Source organism: Kitasatospora sp. NPDC032121 (genome assembly GCF_055580145.1).
This window is the reverse complement of sequence record NZ_JBVILX010000006.1, coordinates 174,003-193,209: the sequence shown is the minus strand read 5'-3', so window position 1 is coordinate 193,209 and position 19,207 is coordinate 174,003. Positions and strand designations below refer to the sequence as shown.

Sequence of the window (19,207 nt, the reverse complement as noted above, 5' to 3'; positions counted from 1 at the left end):
GGGACGTGGGCGGCCGCCCATCGGGCGACGCCGGTGACGGCCTCGGTGACGGCCTCGGCGGCGAGGCCCGGCCCCAGGAGGCGAGGGCGAAGCGCTGGAAGAGGTTGGGGATCGGCAGGCCCGCCGGCGCCCTCGGCTTGGTGCCGCAGAAGCCAAGCGCAGCCGGGAAGTTGGGCGCGCGGACGGTCCGCTGGCGGTAGCCGTGGCGCTGCCGGACGGCGCTCCAGCGGTTGCACGGTTCTTCGGCCTCGGCCTCGGCCCGGGTGGCGAGCGCGTCCGAGGGGCTGTGGACGCAGATGGCCGGGTCGCGACGGATGGCCAGGACGCCGTCGACGCCTGTCTCAGCAGGGCGCAGCGGAGAGAAATGACGGACCGTCAGTTCTTCGTGCCCGCCCCATGGCGGGCACCCTAGCGCGGGACGGCGGGGGTCGTCGAAGCCTTCGCGGTACCCGAAGGAGCCTTTGCTTGAGGCGTGGGGGCGGGAGGCGTGGCGGGCGGAGCCGTCGAGCCCGCGGCAGCGGCAGCGGCCCCGGCAGCGGGTGCCGGGGAGAGGCCGGTGCAGCCACGCAGGCCGTCGCGGCGCTTGAGGGCGGCCTCGGCGGTGGCGCCGGTGACCGGCTCCGGGATGCCCTTGTCGTCGATGGTGGCCGGAGTGAAGGCTTCGCCCGTCACCTTGCCGTCGGCGGTGAGGGTGAGGGTGGTGACGCCGGTCTCGTTGGAGTTGGCGTAGTTGGAGGTGCCGTACCAGAGGAAGTTGCCGAAGCCGTACCCGATGTAGGTGTTGCCGAGCATGCCCGAGCCGACCATGGTGTGCGCGTGGGTGCCGACCACGGCGGTGGCGCCGGCGGCGGCGAGCTTCTTGGCGATGGTGGTCTGCGGTCCGGTCGGGCAGGCCTTGCCCTCGTCGCCCCAGTGCAGGTAGACGAGCACCACCGGGGCCTGCTGCTTGGCCGTCTCCACCGCCTTGACCAGGGCCGGGACGTCCAGCGCCGAGGCGATGCCCGGCTTGTTTGCGCCGGCCCGCCACTTCTGGTTGGTGAGGTCCTCGACCTGGCTGGCGGCGACCACGACGACCTTCACCCCGCGCACGGTGGTGACGTACGGGGCGTACGCCTCCTTGGCGTTGCGCCCGACGCCGACCACGGGGATCGGCGAGGAGTCCTTGGCGGCGAGGGTGTCGGTGAGGCCGTCGGCGCCGAAGTCCACGGCGTGGTTGTTGGCCATCGAGACGACGTCGACGCCCGAGTCCTTGAGCACCGACAGGGCCTTGGGCGAGGTGCGGAAGGTGTACGTCTTCGGCTCCGGGGCGCCGCGCCCGGTGATCGCGGTCTCCAGGTTGAGGACGGACAGGTCGGCGTCGGCGAGGGTGTGGGAGATCGGGCCGAGTGCCTGCTCGGGTGCCTGGACGGCCAGCCGGGCCTCGGTGCGGCCCTCGAAGTGGACGTCCCCGGCGAAGGCGACGGTGATGGTGCCATCGGGTCGGGGCGGGGCGCTCTTGCCCGGGGCCGTGCCGGGGGGCGAGCCGTCCGGTGCGGACGCGGTGGGCGGGGCGGGGGCGGCGGAGGCCGGGGCCGGGGCGGGGTCGTCCGGCCCACACGCGGCGACGGCGGTCATTCCGACGAACAGCGCGACGGCGGCCGCGGCACGACGCATGAGTGAATCCCCCCGAGGATGATGCAAGAGCGGTCAGCCTACGCCACCGAATCACCATCACTCGGACCCGAGCCCGCAACATTCCGGCCACAAAGTATTCCGCCGGCCCCGGGCCGGACACTGACGGGCGCCGCTGGACCGCGCCGTCGGCCCATCCGTCCCTCTCGTCCCAATCGCCCCACCCGACCCGGCCACCGCGTCCCTGGCGCGCGGGCGGGCGGGGCGCGCAGCGTGGTGTGCAGGGGCAGTGTTGGTATACGGGGGCAGTGTGGTGCACGGGGACCGGCGCGGTGTGCGGAAGCGGGTCCCGCGCCGAAGGCCGGGAGGTGTGACGTGATGGACAGCAACCAACTCTCCCCCGCGGGCGGCGGTCGGCCCTCCGCCGAGGGCGGCGGCCGGCCCTCCCCCGCCCGGGAGCGCCGGATCGTGGTCGGGATCGACGGCTCCGCGCCGTCGAAGGCGGCCCTGCGCTGGGCGGTCGGCCAGGCCGTGCTGACCGGGGCGACGGTGCACGCCGTGGCGGCCTGGGAGTACCCCTCGCTGTACGGGTGGTTCGCACCGATGGTGGACGACGGGTTCGAACAGACCGCCAGCCGCACGCTGAGTGCCGAGATCAACGAGATCCTCGGGCCCGACCGCCCGGTGGAGGTCCGGGAGAGCCTGGTGCTGGGCCACGCCGCCGATGTGCTGCTGGAGGCGGCCGACGGGGCCGATCTGCTGGTGCTGGGCAGCCGCGGCCGGGGCACCTTCGCCCGGACGCTGCTCGGCTCGGTGTCCACCCGCTGCGCGGTGCACGGGACCTGCCCGGTGGTGATCGTCCGTGCCGACGGGACGGCCGTCGCCCCACCGCAGGGCACGGCCGTGGCCGGCGGTGCCGAACAGGGGGCGCCCGGCCGCGTGCGCACCAAGGACTGGCAGCTCAGCCTGCACGTGGTCGAGGACGAGGACACCACCCGGGTGCACGCCGTACTGGACGCCGACGGCAACGTGCTGCACAGCGACGCCCGCTCCCGCCGCAACCCGCGCGACGCCCCGGCCCCGGAGGTCGGCGACGAGTTCGCGGTCGGCCGCGCCCTGGTGGACCTCGGCCACCAGCTGCTGCGCGCAGGCGTTCACAGCGCCACCGGGCCCACCGAGGAGTGAGCACCCGTCCTCGGATGGGTGCCGGGCGGTGGAGTGCGCGCCGACCGGTCGGGTGCGCCATGCTGGCACCGCCGGAGCAGCATCGAACCGCCGTACCATCACGGCGCTGAACCGCTGAACCGCTGAGCCGCTGAGCCGCACCACCGCCGTACCGCCGAACCGTTCCTCCCGCGATCCGACCGGAAGAGCCACACCCCGCCATGGACACCACCCCGGCCGCCGATACCCCACCCGTCGGCACCCCACCCACCGAGGCCCCGCCCGCCGAGACCCGGGCCCCGGACTTCACCGCCAGCGAGCGCGCCCGGGGCCGTGCGCTGCGTCGCGCCCAGTTGCCGTGGGCGCTGGGCGGGCGGCTGGCGGGCCTGGCGCTGACCCTGCTGCTCGGCCTCACCCCGGCCGGCGCGGCCCTGGTGACCACCACCGGCGGCTGGTTCGGCGGCTCCCGGACGGCCGGCGCGCTGGCCGGAGCGGCGGCCCTGGTGCTGCTCGGCCAGGCGCTGCAACTGCCGTTCGGCGCCGAGGCGAGGACCGTCCGGGCCCGGTACGGGCTGGTGACCCAGGGCTGGGCCGGCTGGGCCCTCGACGCCGTGCGCGGCCTCGCGCTCACCCTCGCCCTCGTCCTCCCGCTCGCGCTCGGGCTGTTCGCGCTGACCGCCTGGTCACCGCAGCGCTGGTGGCTGCCGGCGGCGGGTGCGGCGGCACTGCTGACGGCCGCGCTCTCCTTCCTCCACCCGCTGCTGATCGAGCCGGTGTTCAACCGCTTCTCCCCGATGCCTCCGGGGGAACTGCGCGCCGCGCTGCTGGCGCTGGCCGAGCGGGACGGCGTCCGGGTGCGGGACGTCCTGGTGGCGGACGCCTCCCGCCGCACCACCGCGCTCAACGCGTACGTCTCCGGGTTCGGGGCGACCCGCCGGATCGTCGCGTACGACACGCTGCTGACCACCGCCGAGCCGCGCGAGGTGGAACTGGTGGTCGCGCACGAGCTGGGGCACGTCAAGCACCGGGACGTGCCGGTGGGCACCGCGCTGGGTGCGGTCGGCGCGGCCGTCGCGGTGGTCGTCCTCGGCCTCCTCGCCGCTTGGCGGCCGCTGCTGGACGCCGCCGGGGCGACGGACGCGGCGGACCCCCGGGCGCTGCCGCTGCTGGCGGCGCTCGCGGCGCTGCTGGGCACGCTGTCGGGGCCGCTACAGTGCACGGTGAGCCGCCGGATCGAGGCCAGGGCGGACCGGCACGCGCTCGAACTGACCGGGGACGTCGAGCAGTTCGTGGCGATGCAGCGCAGACTGGCCGTGGCGAACGTCTCCGATGTCGACCCGCCGAGGGTGCTTGAGCTACTGTTCGCCACTCACCCGAGTGCGACCAGCCGGATCGCCGCCGCCCGCGCCTGGCAGGCCGCACCGGAGCAGCGGGCGCCGGAGCGACGCGTCACGCCGGGCGAATCTGTTGTATAGTGCAACAAATATCGAGGAGGTAGGAACGCCGTGCCCGGCCGCCAGTCGTCCATCGAGACCATCCAGCGCGAGCTGACCGCCTTCGCCCGCCGCGCCCGGCACAAGGCCTCCCAACTGCACCCCGACCTCTCCCTGGTCACCTACAGCATCCTCGACCTGATCACCGAGCGCGGCGGCTGCCGGGCCGCCGACGTGGCCGCGTACTTCATGCTCGACAAGTCCACCGTCAGCCGTCAGGTCACCGCCCTGGAGAAGCTCGGCCTGCTGGCCCGCGAGACCGACCCGGACGACCAGCGCGGCCAGATCCTGCGCGCCACCGAGGCCGGGCTCACCCTGCTGCGGGACGCCAACGAACAGCGCCGGCTCTCCTTCACGGCGCGCTTCACCGACTGGTCCGACGACGACGTCGCCCGCTTCGCCGACTACCTGGCCCGCTACGGCCAGGAGGGCTGACCGACCCGTCGGCCGGCGGGCCCGACCCCTCCGGGGTGCGCAGGGCCACCTCCACGGTGTACAGAGGAGGAGTGCCCCTCCGGCAGCGTCCCGATGCGCCGCACCCGCCGCCCGCGCCGCATCCCCCCGACCGCCGCCGCGCCTGGCGGCCCGACCGCCGGGTGCTGACGGCGCTGACGCTCGCGCTGATCGTGCTGATCACCGTGGTCGACATCCTCTCCCCGCCGGACATCCACCTTGGCCCGCTGCTGATCGTCGCCCCCGCCATCACCGCTTCCTTCGCCGGCCCCCGGGCCACCGCCACGGTCGCCGCGATCGCCTTCGCCGCGCTGACCGTCATCGGCTCCGTCCGCGAAAGCCTGACCAGCACGAACATCGAGACCCAACTCAGTGCGCAACTGATCGTCTCGGTGCTGATCATCGGCCTGCGGGTGCTGCGCGAACGGCACGAGCGCGAACTGGCCCGGGTGCGCTCGGTGTCCGAGGCCGCCCAGCGGGTGCTGCTGCGCCCACTGCCCGACCGGATCGGACCGCTGCACCTGGCCTCCGTCTACCTGGCCGCCGAAGCCGAGGCGCAGGTCGGCGGCGACCTGTACGCGGCCGCCCGCACCGCCACCGGCACCCGGCTGCTGGTCGGCGACGTGCGCGGCAAGGGCCTGTCCTCGCTCGGCGACGCGGCCCTGCTGCTCGGCGCCTTCCGCGCCGCCGCCCACCTGCACGCCGAGCTGCCCGACCTGGCCGCCTACCTGGACGGCAGTGTCAGCTGGGACCTCGCCCAGCTCGCCGAACAGTCCCAGCGGGACCGACAGGACCGGCAGGAGCGACGGGAGCGACGGGAGCGGAGCGGGCGAGGCGACCGGGGTGACCGGGGCGAGCGGCAGGGCCTGCAGGCGCTGTCCGCACTGCCGCTCCCCGCGCCCGAGGAGCCCCCCAAGGAGAGCGGCGAGGCCGGCGAGTCCTTCATCACCGCCGTCCTGCTCGACATTCCCGACGACGGCTCCCCGGTCCGCCTGATCGACTGCGGCCACCCTCCCCCGCTGCTGCTGCGTCCCGACGGCATCACCACCCTCGCCGCCCGCCACCCCGCCCCACCACTGGGCCTCGGCGAGCTCGCACCGGTGCGGTACGAGACGGAGACCTTCCCGTTCCGGCCCGGCGACCGGCTGCTGATCTACACCGACGGCGTGATCGAGGCCCGCGACGCCCAGCGCCGCTTCTACCCACTCACCGAACGCGTCACCGCCTGGCGATCCGAGCGCCCCACCGCCCTGCTCCACCGCCTGCGCCGCGACCTGCTTGCCCATGTCGGCGGCCGACTGGACGACGACGCGGCCATGGTCGTGGTCGAGCGACTGCCGTGAGGGGTGGGCGGGCGGCTGACAGATGACAGATTTCAGATGACAGATTTCGAAAGCTGTCATCTGAAATCTGTCAGCTGAAACCTGTCGGCCGCCCGCCGTCGTCGTCACCGAAGCCGAGCTGCGGCTCGTGCGGCAGTTGCGGAACGTCGCTGGGCTGCCGAACGGGACGCGCCTGGCGCTCGGTGGCACCGGTCTCCGTGCCAGCTCACGGATGAGAGCCGCCCGGCACCGGTGATCTGCGGCGGGGCCTGCCCAACCCCAGCCGGGGGACCCCGATCTTCTCCAGCACGCACCGGAACGAACTAAGTGCAGTCGGCCCGCTGCCCCGGCGTAACGATCAGCGACAGCAGGCGGCAGAAGGCGTCGGCACTCAGGTGGATCTTGCTGATGAGACCGCCACGCGAACGGCCCAGGCCCTCGCCTCCTGCACCACCTCCACCAGCCGGCCGACGAGGCTCTGCCACGGAGTTTCGTCCTGGTGTTCCAGCGACTCCTCCTCCGTTGAACCGACAAGGGCCGACAGTGGATCGACGCGGGCGCCGACGTCCCGCACCGCCTTGCCGCTCACGTACGGGCGCCGTGGAGTCGAGGACGTGCGCCTGGTCGATCAGCCGGTACACGCAGTCCCGACTACCGACCCCGCCGCCGCTGTCGTCACAGATCGGGTGTGCCCGTGCAGGGCGCCGCGGTTGTTGAGGGCCTGGAAGAACGTCTGGGCGCCGTAGCGCGGGCCGGTGAACACCTCGTTGCCGACCGGGCTGGTGAGGGAGGCGACCAGGGCGCTCCGGATCCTGGTGGCCGGGTTGGTGCTCCCGGTCGCACCACCGGCCAGGGCTGGTGGCGGGGGCGGGACGGGCCGTGAAGGCCTCGTCGGGCAGCCGGGGGCCGCGGTCGGTGAGCAGAAGCGAGGGCCTCCGGGAGGGCGGCAGAGCGGGCGGCGCGTGTCGACGGCATCCGGTCAGCTGCAGCCGGGGATCGGGTTGGCGGTGGCGCTGCCCGCCTGGGTGAGCAGACCGCACAGGGTCGAGCGGGACACCTTCCAGGTGCCGTTGTCGAGGACGGACTGGCCGGTCGCGCTCGGCTCCACCGCGTTGCCCTGGAGCGAAAGCGAGTACGTGACGTTCGCGTGGCTCGCGTCCGTGAGCGCGACGTCCTCGACCTCCACCTGCCCCTGGCCGACCTGCGGGTCCTGGGCGAAGCCCTGGAGCACCGGAAGCAGCATGTCGCCATCCTGGAGCAGCCTGGCCTTGTCGGCGACCGACGTGCTGGGGTCGAAGAACCGCTCCCAGTTGCTGGTGACCTCCTCCTTGGCCGCGGCAGGGTCGGTGGGGGCGGTTTCGGCGGCGGTCTCCGTCGCCGGGGCGGACTCGGTGGCGGTGGCAGTGGCACTGGCAGTGGCAGTGGCGCCCGTGGCCGCCGGGGAAGTGGTTGCGGAGCCGGAGCCGCCGCCACCGCCGCACCCCGCCGCCGCACCCACGAGCAGCAGGGCGAGCAGCGCGCCCGCCGTCCGCAGAGCCCGGCCGCCGGTATCGGGGGTGCCGCTTCGAATCACGTGCATGGTCGTCTTCCCTCTCGACTGCGCCGCCCGGGCCCCACTCTCAGCGCCCCGGACGCTGTTCCAGGCCGATCCTGGACACGTCTCACGTGACACCTTGAGGCGGATCCACGGCTGAATCGCAATTCGACGGAGAAATCACCCGTAACGCCCCGGGCGTTCGCCCGTCCGGGACTGGTTCCACCGAACTCGGGTTCCACCGGGGTCGGTTCTTCCGGACCGGCCGGGACCGACCGGGAGTGGGCGGGAGTGGGCGGGAGCGGGCGAGCCGGCTGCTCGCCGCGGCCGGCGCCGTGCCGTGCTGTGCCGTGCCGTGCCGTGCACGCTCGGCGGGTACGGGACCTCTGAGCGCTTCGTCGAGCGCAGGCCCCCTGCCTGTCCTCGGCCGCCATCCGCGGCGCGGCGCTGATCGTGCCCGGGGCTGTCGGGGTGCCCTGCGATCGCCGCCCGCTCCGCCGGACCAGCGGCCGACTCCTCGGGAGACCGGCAGGATCGAAGGCAACCGGCCCTGCTGGATTACCTGTTCATGACTTCCAGATGACCCCTCCCTTCCGATCCGATGGCTACGATGGCCGCACCCATGTCGATCAGAGTCGACATAGCCGGGTAGGGGGAACTGACGATGAATCACATCCACGTCCAGACGCATGCCCTGCGCCAGTCCGCGAACGGCCTCACCGAGGCCGCCAAGACCTTCGGGCCCGTCGGGCACTGGCTCGACGACAGCCACACGGCCGCCGACAGCATGTCGGCCTGGGACTCCGGACCGGCACTGAAGGACTGCGCCGACGCCTGGCAGGCCCATGTGAAGTCCGTCGTCGATCAACTTCACGTCTATTCGCAGCAGTTGCACGACTCGGCCCACTCCTACGACCAGGCCGACCAGGAGTACGCCCGCCGGCTCGAGTCCGCGCTCGACGACCTCGGCGGCGCGGCGACGGAGCAGCAGCCGTGACGATGACCATCGCGGCGCTCAAGGCCGCCAACAGCATCGACGTCGACGCCGCCGCCGGCTCCTGGCTCGCCCTGTCCAAGCAGGCGTGGCAGGCCGTCAACGACATCCACGCCAATGGTGTCGACCCGCTCAAGGAGAACTGGAAGGACAAGGTCGGCGAGGCTGCCGGCCGCAAACTCCAGGAGCAGGCCGAGATCCTGGAGGCCGGCGCGGACATCATGCGCGGCGTCGTCATGGTCCTCGACGGGCTGAGCGCCAGCATCACCAGGGCCAAGCTCACCCTGAACTCCGCCCTGGACATGGCCAGGCAGTACGGCCTCACCGTCGACGAGTCCACGGCCACCGTCCACGGCAGCGGCGGCGCGGCGGCCTCCAACGACAACGTCGTCCAGGAGATCGACGCGCTGCTCCAGGAGGCGCTGCGCGAGGCCGCCCAGGCCGACAGGCTGGCCTCCGCCGAGCTGCGCAGACTCGCCGGGGCGACCTGCGAGACCGATCCACGCAAGGCGCTGGACCAGCTCCAGCGCGAAGCCTCACAGACCGAACTGTCCATGTACACCGGGGACATCCCCAGCGGGCAGGACCCCCGGCTGGTCAGCGACTGGTGGAACGCGCTGACCGACAACCAGCGCAAGCAGCTGATGCTCTCCAACCCTGTGACCCTCGCCAACCTCCCCGGCATCCCCGACGACGTGAAGGTGAGCCTGCGCGGCGGGCCCAATGCAAAGTACGACCGGGTGAAGACCGTGCAGTGGGCGCTGGAGCACTGGAACGACACCACCATCGACGTCTTCGACGACAACTGCACCAACTTCGCCTCGGAGGCGCTGCGCCAGGGCGGCGTGCACGCCAAGTGGGACCAGTGGTGGGGCTGGCGCGGGGACGACACCTGGGGGCGCAGCGACGACGCCGGCGGCGACTGGTTCGACCAGCGACTCGACTACTCGAAGAGCTGGGCCGGGGCGCAGAACATGCACGACTTCATGATGCGCCACGGCGGCCAGGAGCTCACTCCGGACGAGGTGAGGCCCGGGGACATCGTCTACTACGAGGAGGACTCCGACCAGGACTCGCAGGACAAGAAGGGCGTCGTCCACCACACCGCGGTGGTGACGGCGGTGACCCCGGACGGGGACATCCGCTACACCCAGCACAGCGGCGGCCAGCAGAACGCGAGCCTGGGCGGTCGGATCGACAGCTTCCAGGAGCAGCGCGGGCACCAGAAGCTGCACTTCGTCCGCGTGAATCCGGACTGGTACTAGGCCTATGAATGAGGAACAGCGCTCTCCCCGGTGGCTGCGGGCGGGCGGCCCGCTGCTGCTCGGCTGCCTCGGGTGGGCGTTCGGCGTGCCGACGCTCCTCGCGGACGGCGACATCCACGCGCTGGTGAGCCGCTGCCAAAACAGCCCCGGCGCCCCGGCCCACGTGCTGCCGCTCGCCTGGGCGGGGCTGGTGCTCGGCATCGGCGCGGTGTGCTGGGGCGGTTGGCAGCTCGTCACCGCCGCTCGGCGCAGGACGTTCCGGATCGGCCTGGGGCACGCACTGCTGTGCGTCCTGCTGCCGGTGGCGGCGATCGGGGTGCCGTTCCAGTACGCCCTCGCGCAGACCGCCGCGCACGACACCGGCACGCAGCGGAGCGCCTGCTTCGGACAGGGCCGGCTCACGGACGCCGTCGCTGCGGGCAGGACGGCTCCGGACACGGCGGCACCAGGTGTGACGGCTCCGGGCGTGGCCGCCGCGGGTGTGGTCGGTGCGGCCGCGGCGCGTCAGGCACCGCTCCCGTCCTGATCGCCACCGCGCGAGTACCGGGCGGATACCCGAGCCCGAGCCGGCACCCAGGCCGGCGCCGCCCAAGCCGGCGCCCGAGCCGACGAGGACGGGCCCAGCCGTCGGCGATCCGAGGACGCGCAGAGACCAGAGGTCGAACATGTCGAGGCTCCTTCCCCGGGGACCAGACCGCCCCCGCTCGTGGTGCCTCAACGATGACCCCGGGCGCCCCTCCCGCACATGTGCTGAACGGCAGAGCCTGAGCAGCAACTCGCCCCCTGCCCCTGCCGATCGGCAGGGGCAGGGGGAACAAGGGCACCGGAGGCCTTCAGGCCCGCTCCGGCACAGTCCGCGCTCCCAGCCCGAGAGCCAAGCACGCGATGGCCGCGGCGGTCACCACCGACGACCAGCCGACGGACGGGGCCGGCAGGACCAGGCCGACGTACGCCGAGAGTCCCGCGCCGATCAGGTCGGCCGGTCGGCCGACTGGGCACAGGGTGGTCACGGCTCTCGTGGGCACAGGGTGGTCACGGCTCTCCTGGCCCCGGATGGGTGCCGACGACGCGGGACCAACCCGACTTCCGTCGGCTTCCGTCGTCCCGGCCAGGGCCGACCGCCCCCGGCAGGTCCTACGGCTGGTGGACGTACGGCGTCGTCGTGCTCAGCCAGGCGAAGCCGAGGCGCTGCAGGATGGGCCGACTCTGGTCGCTCGCGTCGACCTGGAGGTACTGGTAGCCGAGCTCGGCCGCGAGGCGGGCGCGGTGGGCGACGAGGGCGCGGTAGATGCCCCGGCCGCGCCAGTCGGGCGCGGTGCCGCCGCCCCAGAGGCCGGCGAACCCGGTGCCCGGGATCAGCTCCATCCGGGCGCCGCTGACCGGGCGGTCACCGGCCATCGCGACGACCATGCTGACCGTCTCGTTGCCGTGCCGCAGGTGGTCGAGCAGCCGCTCGCGCAGGTTGGGGTGCTCGGTGCCAAAGGCCTGTACGTGGGCCTCCATCAGCAGGTCCACCCCGGCCGGGTCGGTCACCGGGAGCAGCCGGACGCCCTCGGGCAGGGCGGCCTCGGTGGGCAGGTCCGCGATCCGGGCGATCATCAGCGCCTCGTCCGGCTCCGGGGTGAAGCCGGCCGCCAGCAGTCGGGCGCCGAGGTCCGCGGGGCGGTCGTGGGAGTAGGCCTTCCACTCGAACTCCAGCCCCAGTCCGGCGAAGTGGCGCACCTGTGCGGCGATGGCCGCGTCCGCCCCGGCCTCGTCCAGGCCTGACCAGACCACGCCGTTCCAGCTGTGCTCCGGACCCACCTGCCGGACCACCGCGCCGTCGCGCTCGACACGGCAGTCCGGGTCGGGCGGCGCGTTGCGTCGGAGTCGGTCGTCGAACAGGGCGAGCACTTCGTCATGATCCATCCGCTCACTCCAACACGGCGCGGGAGCGCGCGCCATCGAGTTTCCGCGCCACCGGCCGCGAGCGGCGGGCCGGCGGGCGGGCCAGGCAGGCGAGCCGGGCAGACGAGCCAGGCGGGCGCTGCCCGGGGTGCGGCGGGCGGGGAGGACCTCGGCGATCACGGCGCAGCCGAGTCCGGGTGTGGTGGGGCACGGAAGGGGGATGCCGGACCTGTCCCGCTGCGTGGTGCGAGCAGGACAGCGGCGGGCCGACTCCCGAGGAGATCCGCCAGGCGCTGCTGGCAGAGCACGGCCCTGCTCGACTTCGGCTTTCAGGGCCCGAGTCGAGCCTTGTCCCTGTCTTGCATGCCCTGCGGGAGATTCACGGGCTCTCGCTGACACAGGCCCGGGCCATGGCCCACGAGCTGAGGACAACCGGTCTGGTGGGCACGCTGGTCGAGATGGAGTTTGTGGCCGCTGGGCTCCGACGCCGCTCCGTCGCAGCAGCCGTCGAGCCCGCGGCCGACTGACGGTCAGCGCCCCGACCGGAGCGGCTCGACGAGAAGATCAGGAATCCACACCGGGGCGGCCCGCAGGCGCGCTTGTCGTGGCCGGGGCGCTCCGCCGGCGGCCGCTCAGCGCGGCACCCGGGGGTCACTGCGCGAGGTAGCCGCCGTCCACCGGCAGCACGACCCCGGTGACGAAGGAGGCGTCGTCCGAGGCGAGGAAGAGGACGGCCGCGGCGACCTCGGCCGGGACGCCGAGCCGGCCCATCGGGTGCAGCTTCTCGATCGCCCCGAGGTACTCGGGTCCGCCGGGCTCGTCGTACAGCCGGGCGACCCGCTCGGTGGTGATGGTGCCGGGGGCGACGGCGTTGACCCGGATGCCGCGGTCGGCCCACTCGACGGCGAGGTGCTTGGTGAGGCCGGAGGCGACGAACTTGGCGGGCCCGTACACCGCCTGGCCGCGCTGGCCGGCCTCGCCGGAGATGGAGGACAGGCAGACGATCGAGCCGCCGGGCCTTTCCTGCGCCGTCATCGCCTCGATCGCGTACTTGCAGGTGAGGAACATGCCGCGGCCGTCCACCGCCATGACGTGGTCCCAGTCCTCGGCGGTGGCCTCGGTGATCTCCATCAGCGGGATGATCCCGGCGTTGGCGACCAGGACGTCCAGCCGTCCGTGCCGCTCGACGGCGGCCGCCACCATCCGGCGGGCGTCCTCGTCCCGGGCCACGTCGCCGACCACCGTGCTGACGGCGCCCGGGAGTTGCTCGGCCAGCCGGTCCAGTCCGGCCGCGTCCACGTCGGTGGCGACCACCGACGCGCCCTCCCGGACGAAGCGTTCGGCGACGGCCCGTCCGATGCCGCTGGCCGCGCCCGTCACCACGCAGGAGCGGCCGGCCAGCCGCCCGGCCGCGGGGCTCCCCGCGTTCACAGTCACCATGGCGCGACTCTACCCAGCGCAGGGGCGGGAGCCGGGGCTCTCCGCCCGATGCGCCGGATCCGGCCGGTCGGCGGCTCAAATGCGGCCCGGACACTCGGCGGCGGCACCAGCGGGGCGACGGCCACAGGGAGCACTTGCGGCGGCGACAACGACAGCGCCCACAGCGACAGCGACAGCGACAGCGGGAACGACGGCGACGGCGGGAACGACAACGGCGGCCGGGGCCGTCGGTACGGTCCCGGCCGCCGTTCGACCGGCGTGCAGCCGGTGCGCGGTGAAGGCCGCGGGAGCTACACCCGCGCGTCCGTGGCCAGGGCCTCGGCCACCGGGAGGTTGGGCTGCGGGTGGGTCAGCAGGTGCGCGCCCGCCGCCAGCGCGCCGCCGACCAGCGGGGCGAGCAGGAACAGCCACAGCTGCGACAGCGCCTCGCCGCCCGCGAAGAGTGCCGGGCCGAGGCTGCGCGCCGGGTTGACCGAGGTGCCGGTGAGCGGGATGCCGACCAGGTGGACGACCATCAGTGCGACGCCGATCGGCAGCCCGTCGAAGCCGACCGCGGCCAGCCGGTGGGTGACCGCCAGGACCACGTACACCAGCAGGAAGGTGAGGACGACCTCGGTCAGGAACGCGCCGCCGGCGTTGATGTGCACCTGGGAGCGCTCGCCCCAGCCGTTGGTGCCGAGCTTGCCGTGGGTCTCCAGCCCCGGCACCTGCTTCGCGAGCAGCAGGACGAGCGCCGCACCCGCGATGCCGCCGAGCACCTGTGCCACCCAGTACGACACCGCCGTGCGCCCGTCTATCCGGCGGGCCAGCAGGAAGCCGAGCGTCACCGCCGGGTTGACGTGGCAGCCGGAGACCGGGCCCAGCGCGTACGCGAGCGCGAGCAGCACGAAACCGAACGCGAGCGCGATGCCCACCGCACCGATCGCCTCCCCCGCGAGCACCGCGGCGCCCACCGCCAGCAGCACCAGCAGCAGGGTCCCGAGGAACTCGCCGATCACCGCCCGCTTGTCCGTTCCACCCATGCGCCTGGTCCTCCTGACCGTCAGGGCAGGCGGTCCGGTACCGCCCACGTCCGGCCAACCCTGGTCGACCGTTCGAGGGATCGCATGTCGGCCGAACGGCCCACCACCGTGTTCACGGCGCGTCCGCCTGCCGAATTACTCCGAACGGATGAAACCGTACGAAAATGGCGAGCCCAATGCAAAACGGAGGTAAAACGGGCAGAGGCGGACAGGACGGGCGGCGAACAGCCCTCGGACCGGTCGACAAACGGTCGACGGCCGGGCGGCAGAACGGTCGGCAGGCAGGCCGGAACGGCCTTCAGACCGTCAGCACGATCTTCCCGCGCAGGTGCCCGGCCTCACTGACCCGATGCGCCTGCGCCGCCTCCGCCAGCGGGAACACCCGGTGCAGCGGCAGCCGCAGGGTGCCCGCCTCGTGCAGGGCGACGGCGGCCGCGAAGGCGCGCTGGTGGTACGGCTCGACGCCCTCGACACCGCCGTTGAAGCGGACGCCGTGCTCCTGCCCGTCCTCCATGTCGGCGATCGTCAGCACCCGGTCGGCGCTGCCCGTCAGCTCGACCGACAGCGGCAGCACCCCGCCCCGCCCGGCCGCGTCCAGCGCCCGGTCCACCCCGCCCGGGGCGACGGCCCGCACCCGCTCGGCCAGGCCCTCGCCGTACGCCACCGGGATCGCGCCGAGTTCCCGCAGATGGTCGTGGTTGGCCTCGCTCGCGGTGCCGATGACGGTGATCCCGCGCGCCCGGGCGAACTGGAGCAGCACGGTGCCCACCCCGCCGGCCGCGCCGTGCACCAGCAACGTCTCGCCCGGCCGTACGCCGAGGACGTCCAGGACCCGCTCCGAGGTCTCGGCCGCCGTCGGGAGCGCGGCGGCCTCCTCCCAGCTCAGCCCGGCGGGCTTGTGGGCCAGCGCCGCCGCGTCGAGCAGCGCGTGTTCCGCGTAGGCGCCGCCCATCGTGCTGCCGAACACTTCGTCGCCGGGCTCGAAGCCGCTCACCTCGGCGCCGACTGCCTCCACCGTGCCGGACACCTCGACGCCCGGCACGTAGGGGAAGACCACCGGGAACAGCCCGGCCAGCTCACCGGTGCGCAGCCTGCGGTCCACCGGGTTGACGCCCACCGCTCGGACCGCGACCCGCACCTGGCCGGGGCCCGGGGCGGGCAGTTCGATGTCGATCGGGCGCAGCACGTCCACGCCGCCGAACTCGGAGAAGGCGATCGCCTTGGTCATGGAAAGTCCCTCGGTTCCAGGAGAGTTGGTCTGTCTTCCGACGCCTTCCATCCTGTGACCGGAGCGGTGGGCGCCCGGCCGGTCCTTCGGACGGTTCGACCTGTCCGAACGGCCAGGCGGGACCGTCGGTGCCTCGAACTAGGCTGGAGCGCATGGACGGCATGAGTGGTTCCAACGGCATCGACGGCAAGGGCCGGGTCGACGGCAAGAGCCAACTCCACGGCAAGAGCCGGACCGACGGCAACGGCCGGGCCGACGGCAAGGGCCAACCTCACGGCACGGACCGGACCGACGGCAACGGCCGGGCCGACGCCGGGGGCGAGGCCTGGCAGCAGCGCTGGGGCCGCCCCGAGGACGCGCTGGCCCGAGCCCTCGAGGTGCTGCGCACGCCCCGGCCGGACCTCCTGCGGCAGCTGTCAGCGGTCCTGGACACCCTCGTCCCCCACACGGCGCTCGCCCAGCTCAGCGGCGTCTGCACGTTCAGCCCCACGCACAACTACGGCCCGCCCGAGCTGACCGGGGCCATCGGCTCACTCGACCTGTCCCGGCTGGCCGAACGCGTGGCCGGGACGACCGCGGCCGGCCGCCCCTGGCAGGGCGAGGCCGAACTCGCCGGGCAGTCCCGACCGGTGGTGGTCACGGCGACCACGCCCGGCAACGGCGACGGCGCCGTCCTGGTCCTCGTCCGGCGGGACGCCGAACCGCTCGCGACCGGGGCGCTCGCCGTCCTCCAGCAACTGTGGGACCTGGTGGTCGCCCACTCCGACCACCGCGCCACCGACGCCGCCCCCACCCAGGCCACCGCCTCCCGCGCCTCCGCCAACGCCCGCGCCCGCGCCATCGCCGAGTTCACCGGCACCCACAGCGCCGCGCTCACCGCGATCCTGGCGCCGCTGCGCTCGGCCGACCTGGACGACGCCACGGCCCGCCGCACCGCCACCGAGCTGGCCGTCACCGCCCTGCTCGACCTACGCCAGGGCGCCGAACTGGACCGCACCCTCAGCGAGCAGCCCGCCGACGCCGCCTTCGCCCGGCTGGTGCGCGAGCTGCGCCCGCTGCTGCGGCACACCCGGGTACAGCTCGACGTCGCGCCCCCGGCCGAGGCCGACCGGTCCGTCCCCGCCGATGCCGCGCACACCGCCCGGGACGCCGTTCGGGTGGCCGTGCTGCTGATGCTGGAGCAGGAGAAGCCGACCCGGCTGCACGTGAGCTGGCAGCTCACGGCGGACGGCCTGCTGCGCGCCGTGGTGCGCGGCGACGGCCTCGGCGTCCTCACCGCCGACGCCCTCACCGTCCACCGCACCGCCGACCGCATCGCCGCCCTCGGCGGACGCCACGGCGTCGAGGCCGTCCCCGGCTGGGGCACCACGGTGACCGTCGACCTCCCGCTCGCCCTGCCCGAACCCGTCCTCGCCACCGACCCGTTGGACGGCCTCCAGCCGCGCGAACGGGAGGTCCTCGACCAGCTCGCGCGGGGCCGCCGCAACCGCGACATCGCGGCGGCCCTGCACATCAGCGAGTCGACGGTGAAGTTCCACGTCGCCAACATCCTCGCCAAACTCGACGTCTCCTCGCGCGGCGAGGCCGCCGCCCTGGCCCACAGCGCCGGACTGCCGCGCGCGCCCGTCGGGCTGCACGCGGCATCCTGAGCACCCCACCCCACCTCGGAAGAGACGCCATGACCGACCCCACCAGCTGGGACCCCAGCACCCCCGGCATCCTGCGCCTGCCCTCCGGCCGCCTCCTGCGCGGCCGCGGCCTCAGCCGACCCATGCCTCCCGGGCCCCAACCGACCTTCGGCCTCTACCTGTTGGACGACAAGCCGCCCCACGTCGACTGGTCGAGCCGCTGGGTCCGCTGGCCCGACTTCGGCCTCCCCGCCGACCGCGCGGACGCCGCCGACGCCTTCCGCGAGGCCTGGGAGCGCTCCGCCACCGAACGCGTCGAACTCGCCTGCGCCGGCGGCTGGGGCCGCACCGGGACCAGCCTCGCGTGCATCGCCGTCCTGGACGGCGTCCCGGCGGCGGAGGCGGTGGCGTACGTGCGGGAGCACTACGACCCGCACGCCGTCGAAACGCCGGAGCAGCGCGAGTTCGTGGAGCGGCTAAGAACTGTCCCGTTTTAGACGGGGAGCCGGTCCTCAGAGACCTGGAAGCGGTCGCGGAATGCCTGGCGGCCGGGTTCTGTCAGTGCCAGGGCGCGGCCTGTGCCGATTCTGGTGACCCAGCCCGCGTCCAGGGCGTGTGAGCAGATCGCGGCTCCGACGGCGCCGCCGAGGTGGGGGCGGCGCTCGGTCCAGTCCAGGCACGAGCGCACCGGTGGGCGCCGGGTGGCGGTGGGTAGTTCGATGCCGTGCTCGGCGAGGCGGGCCGTTCCTGCCGAGGTGAGCCGTGGTTCCGGTTCCCACGTGATCAGGCCACCCGCGACGAACGCGTCCGTGACGGCCATGCCGAGGGCGCCCGCGAGGTGGTCGTAGCAAAGTCGGGCACGGGCCAGGGCACGCGCCCGGCCGGTGGCGCCCAATGACATGGGATGGCTGGGGCGGCGCGGGGCTAGTTCGGCCAGGCTCTCGATCAGTGCCGTCGCTTCGGGGCCTGCGAGCCGTAGGTAGCGGTGGCGGCCGTGCCGTTCCTCGGTAAGGAGGCCGCCATTCACCAGCAAGTTCAGGTGCTCGGTAGCCGTCGACGGTGCCACCGCGGCATGGCGGGCCAGCTCGCGCGCCGTCCAGGCCCGGCCGTCCAGCAGGGCCAGGCAGATGTGGGCGCGGGTGTCCTCCGCGAGCAGTCGCGCCACCGCGGCGAGGTCGAGGCCGATGTCGGTGTGCGCCTTGTCGGGTTTGTTCGCTCTAACAGCCGCCATGCCTTCGAGTATCGCGGAGCGTCGGTTCGGTCCGTGCCGAACGGACGGCGTTCTAGGCTCCCCGCCCTGAACGCCCCGAGCCGCCCTCTGAAGGAGCACGAACGCCCGATGCTGCGACTCATCACCCTGTACCTGCGACGCTGCACGGTTCCCGGCGCCCACGCCGCCAGCCCGCTGGCCCCGCTCGCGGACGCCGCTCTCGCCATAGCCCGCACGCACTCGCACACACCGGGCCCGCCGAGCAGGCCCGCGCCCGAGCTTGTCCTCACCGACGAGCCCAGTCCCTCCGACACGGCGGTGATCTCGAACGCCCTGGACCGTTTCAACACCGACATCACCGGCATCGACGACCGCCGCCCCCTGGCCGTCCTGGTCCGCGCCCCCGGAACCCACCGCATCCTCGGCGGCCTGACCGGCCGGACATCCCTCGGCCTGCTGTTCATCGACCTCTTCCACCTGCCGCCCGAGCTGCGTGGCTCGGGCCTGGGCAGCGAGATCCTGCGCCGAGCCGAGGAGGAGGGGCGGGCGCGAGGCTGCCGGGCCGCCGTCCTGTACACCATCAGCTTCCAGGCACCCGGGTTCTACGAGCGCAACGGCTGGCGCCGCATAGGGGAAGTGCCGTGCACGCCGGCCGGCACCAGTCGCGTCTACATGACCAAGGAGCTCTGAGTCCCTCATGCCGCTGGGGCGCGGTGAACTCATGACCGGCGGCGAGCTCACCGAATGGCAGGCCCAGCACAATCGCGAGCACAAGCAGGTTCGCGCCCGCGTCGAGCATGTCTTCGCCCGGATGAAGACCTGGAAGATCCTCCGCGACTGCCGTCTCAAGGGCGACGGCGTCCACTACGCCATGCTTGGCGTCGCCCGCCTGCACAACCTCCTCCAGGCCGCATAGGCGAAGCCCGCCCAGAGACGGATCACCCCACCTCGATCCA

At 73.5% G+C, this 19,207-nt stretch carries 18 protein-coding genes and 2 pseudogenes; 11 read left to right on the top strand and 9 right to left on the bottom strand.

What is annotated here, in order from left to right:
• Window positions 1-408: 408 nt before the first annotated feature.
• The gene (locus tag ACZ5OX_RS18755) at window positions 409-1,653 is read right to left on the bottom strand and encodes a CapA family protein (RefSeq protein ID WP_465631117.1); all 1,245 of its coding nucleotides are present in this window, start codon (window positions 1,651-1,653) and stop codon (window positions 409-411) included.
• A 336-nt stretch (window positions 1,654-1,989) separates the two neighbouring features.
• Here ACZ5OX_RS18755 and ACZ5OX_RS18750 point away from each other — a divergent pair, with 336 nt between their 5' ends.
• From ACZ5OX_RS18750 to ACZ5OX_RS18735, 4 genes are all read left to right on the top strand, one after another.
• Entirely contained in the window at window positions 1,990-2,796 is an 807-nt protein-coding gene (locus tag ACZ5OX_RS18750) for a universal stress protein (protein WP_465631115.1), read from the top strand.
• A 200-nt stretch (window positions 2,797-2,996) separates the two neighbouring features.
• A complete protein-coding gene (locus ACZ5OX_RS18745; protein ID WP_465631113.1) occupies window positions 2,997-4,250 on the top strand; it encodes a M48 family metalloprotease in 1,254 nt (417 codons plus the stop codon).
• A 30-nt stretch (window positions 4,251-4,280) separates the two neighbouring features.
• Window positions 4,281-4,703, top strand: coding sequence for a MarR family winged helix-turn-helix transcriptional regulator (locus ACZ5OX_RS18740; protein WP_392872236.1), 423 nt, complete (start codon window positions 4,281-4,283; stop codon window positions 4,701-4,703).
• 161 nt (window positions 4,704-4,864) lie between these two features.
• Window positions 4,865-6,064, top strand: a complete 1,200-nt coding sequence (locus ACZ5OX_RS18735) for a PP2C family protein-serine/threonine phosphatase (protein WP_465631399.1) — start codon at window positions 4,865-4,867, stop codon at window positions 6,062-6,064.
• A gap of 305 nt (window positions 6,065-6,369) precedes the next feature.
• On the opposite strand, the pseudogene ACZ5OX_RS18730 reads toward ACZ5OX_RS18735, so the two are convergent.
• The 3 genes and pseudogenes from ACZ5OX_RS18730 to ACZ5OX_RS18720 all read right to left on the bottom strand — a co-directional run.
• A pseudogene (locus tag ACZ5OX_RS18730) lies at window positions 6,370-6,498 on the bottom strand (IS5/IS1182 family transposase); the annotation flags it as partial.
• Complete coding sequence (locus ACZ5OX_RS18725; RefSeq protein WP_465631420.1) at window positions 6,435-6,632, bottom strand: hypothetical protein; 198 nt, start codon at window positions 6,630-6,632, stop codon at window positions 6,435-6,437. The pseudogene ACZ5OX_RS18730 and the gene ACZ5OX_RS18725, both read right to left, overlap by 64 nt.
• Window positions 6,633-7,022: 390 nt before the next feature.
• The gene (locus tag ACZ5OX_RS18720; RefSeq protein ID WP_465631112.1) at window positions 7,023-7,622 is read right to left on the bottom strand and encodes an MTB12 C-terminal domain-containing protein; all 600 of its coding nucleotides are present in this window, start codon (window positions 7,620-7,622) and stop codon (window positions 7,023-7,025) included.
• A gap of 619 nt (window positions 7,623-8,241) precedes the next feature.
• Between ACZ5OX_RS18720 and ACZ5OX_RS18715 the strand changes: the two genes are divergently transcribed.
• Genes ACZ5OX_RS18715 through ACZ5OX_RS18705 form a run of 3 tightly spaced genes read left to right on the top strand, consistent with a single transcriptional unit; the run spans window position 8,242 to window position 10,362 of the window.
• Window positions 8,242-8,574 (top strand): type VII secretion target, encoded by a 333-nt coding sequence (locus ACZ5OX_RS18715; protein WP_465631111.1) that lies wholly within the window; start codon window positions 8,242-8,244, stop codon window positions 8,572-8,574.
• Window positions 8,575-8,576: 2 nt separating this feature from the next.
• On the top strand, window positions 8,577-9,836 hold the full coding sequence (locus ACZ5OX_RS18710; protein WP_465631397.1) for an amidase domain-containing protein: 1,260 nt from the start codon (window positions 8,577-8,579) through the stop codon (window positions 9,834-9,836).
• Between the two features lie 4 nt (window positions 9,837-9,840).
• Window positions 9,841-10,362 (top strand): hypothetical protein, encoded by a 522-nt coding sequence (locus tag ACZ5OX_RS18705; protein ID WP_465631110.1) that lies wholly within the window; start codon window positions 9,841-9,843, stop codon window positions 10,360-10,362.
• Between the two features lie 608 nt (window positions 10,363-10,970).
• Here the strand turns inward: ACZ5OX_RS18705 and ACZ5OX_RS18700 are convergent.
• The 4 genes from ACZ5OX_RS18700 to ACZ5OX_RS18685 all read right to left on the bottom strand — a co-directional run bounded on the left by ACZ5OX_RS18700 (window position 10,971) and on the right by ACZ5OX_RS18685 (window position 15,413).
• Window positions 10,971-11,744: a GNAT family N-acetyltransferase gene (locus ACZ5OX_RS18700; protein ID WP_465631108.1), complete on the bottom strand. Its 774-nt coding sequence runs from the start codon at window positions 11,742-11,744 to the stop codon at window positions 10,971-10,973.
• Between the two features lie 630 nt (window positions 11,745-12,374).
• Window positions 12,375-13,163, bottom strand: coding sequence for an SDR family NAD(P)-dependent oxidoreductase (locus ACZ5OX_RS18695; RefSeq protein WP_392913773.1), 789 nt, complete (start codon window positions 13,161-13,163; stop codon window positions 12,375-12,377).
• Window positions 13,164-13,453: 290 nt separating this feature from the next.
• On the bottom strand, window positions 13,454-14,185 hold the full coding sequence (locus tag ACZ5OX_RS18690) for an MIP family channel protein (protein WP_465631105.1): 732 nt from the start codon (window positions 14,183-14,185) through the stop codon (window positions 13,454-13,456).
• Window positions 14,186-14,483: 298 nt separating this feature from the next.
• Window positions 14,484-15,413, bottom strand: a complete 930-nt coding sequence (locus tag ACZ5OX_RS18685) for an NADP-dependent oxidoreductase (protein WP_465631103.1) — start codon at window positions 15,411-15,413, stop codon at window positions 14,484-14,486.
• Between the two features lie 152 nt (window positions 15,414-15,565).
• On the opposite strand from ACZ5OX_RS18685, the gene ACZ5OX_RS18680 reads away from it, so the two are divergent.
• Entirely contained in the window at window positions 15,566-17,062 is a 1,497-nt protein-coding gene (locus tag ACZ5OX_RS18680) for a helix-turn-helix transcriptional regulator (protein WP_465631101.1), read from the top strand.
• Between the two features lie 29 nt (window positions 17,063-17,091).
• Window positions 17,092-17,538, top strand: coding sequence for a protein-tyrosine phosphatase family protein (locus ACZ5OX_RS18675; protein ID WP_465631099.1), 447 nt, complete (start codon window positions 17,092-17,094; stop codon window positions 17,536-17,538).
• Here the strand turns inward: ACZ5OX_RS18675 and ACZ5OX_RS18670 are convergent.
• On the bottom strand, window positions 17,535-18,272 hold the full coding sequence (locus ACZ5OX_RS18670) for an ArsR/SmtB family transcription factor (protein ID WP_465631097.1): 738 nt from the start codon (window positions 18,270-18,272) through the stop codon (window positions 17,535-17,537). The two genes, ACZ5OX_RS18675 and ACZ5OX_RS18670, sit on opposite strands and share 4 nt — an antisense overlap.
• A 108-nt stretch (window positions 18,273-18,380) precedes the next feature.
• Here ACZ5OX_RS18670 and ACZ5OX_RS18665 point away from each other — a divergent pair, with 108 nt between their 5' ends.
• Together ACZ5OX_RS18665 and ACZ5OX_RS18660 are read left to right on the top strand one after the other, a co-directional pair.
• Window positions 18,381-18,941 carry a GNAT family N-acetyltransferase gene (locus tag ACZ5OX_RS18665; RefSeq protein WP_465631095.1) on the top strand — a complete coding sequence of 187 codons (561 nt, stop codon included), beginning with the start codon at window positions 18,381-18,383 and terminating at the stop codon, window positions 18,939-18,941.
• Window positions 18,942-18,978: 37 nt separating this feature from the next.
• Window positions 18,979-19,167 (top strand): annotated as a pseudogene (locus ACZ5OX_RS18660) (transposase); the annotation flags it as partial.
• Between the last annotated feature and the right edge of the window lie 40 nt (window positions 19,168-19,207).

Excerpts from the sequence above, each read along its gene's own strand:
- ACZ5OX_RS18715 (WP_465631111.1), top strand. The coding sequence starts at position 8,242 with ATGAATCACATCCACGTCCAGACGCATGCCCTGCGCCAGTCCGCGAAC.
- ACZ5OX_RS18690 (WP_465631105.1), bottom strand. The coding sequence starts at position 14,185 with ATGGGTGGAACGGACAAGCGGGCGGTGATCGGCGAGTTCCTCGGGACC.
- ACZ5OX_RS18750 (WP_465631115.1), top strand. The coding sequence starts at position 1,990 with ATGGACAGCAACCAACTCTCCCCCGCGGGCGGCGGTCGGCCCTCCGCC.
- ACZ5OX_RS18720 (WP_465631112.1), bottom strand. The coding sequence starts at position 7,622 with ATGCACGTGATTCGAAGCGGCACCCCCGATACCGGCGGCCGGGCTCTG.
- ACZ5OX_RS18685 (WP_465631103.1), bottom strand. The coding sequence starts at position 15,413 with ATGACCAAGGCGATCGCCTTCTCCGAGTTCGGCGGCGTGGACGTGCTG.
- ACZ5OX_RS18755 (WP_465631117.1), bottom strand. The coding sequence starts at position 1,653 with ATGCGTCGTGCCGCGGCCGCCGTCGCGCTGTTCGTCGGAATGACCGCC.
- ACZ5OX_RS18710 (WP_465631397.1), top strand. The coding sequence starts at position 8,577 with ATGACCATCGCGGCGCTCAAGGCCGCCAACAGCATCGACGTCGACGCC.
- ACZ5OX_RS18705 (WP_465631110.1), top strand. The coding sequence starts at position 9,841 with ATGAATGAGGAACAGCGCTCTCCCCGGTGGCTGCGGGCGGGCGGCCCG.
- ACZ5OX_RS18745 (WP_465631113.1), top strand. The coding sequence starts at position 2,997 with ATGGACACCACCCCGGCCGCCGATACCCCACCCGTCGGCACCCCACCC.
- ACZ5OX_RS18675 (WP_465631099.1), top strand. The coding sequence starts at position 17,092 with ATGACCGACCCCACCAGCTGGGACCCCAGCACCCCCGGCATCCTGCGC.
- ACZ5OX_RS18700 (WP_465631108.1), bottom strand. The coding sequence starts at position 11,744 with ATGGATCATGACGAAGTGCTCGCCCTGTTCGACGACCGACTCCGACGC.
- ACZ5OX_RS18695 (WP_392913773.1), bottom strand. The coding sequence starts at position 13,163 with ATGGTGACTGTGAACGCGGGGAGCCCCGCGGCCGGGCGGCTGGCCGGC.
- ACZ5OX_RS18680 (WP_465631101.1), top strand. The coding sequence starts at position 15,566 with ATGGACGGCATGAGTGGTTCCAACGGCATCGACGGCAAGGGCCGGGTC.
- ACZ5OX_RS18670 (WP_465631097.1), bottom strand. The coding sequence starts at position 18,272 with ATGGCGGCTGTTAGAGCGAACAAACCCGACAAGGCGCACACCGACATC.
- ACZ5OX_RS18665 (WP_465631095.1), top strand. The coding sequence starts at position 18,381 with ATGCTGCGACTCATCACCCTGTACCTGCGACGCTGCACGGTTCCCGGC.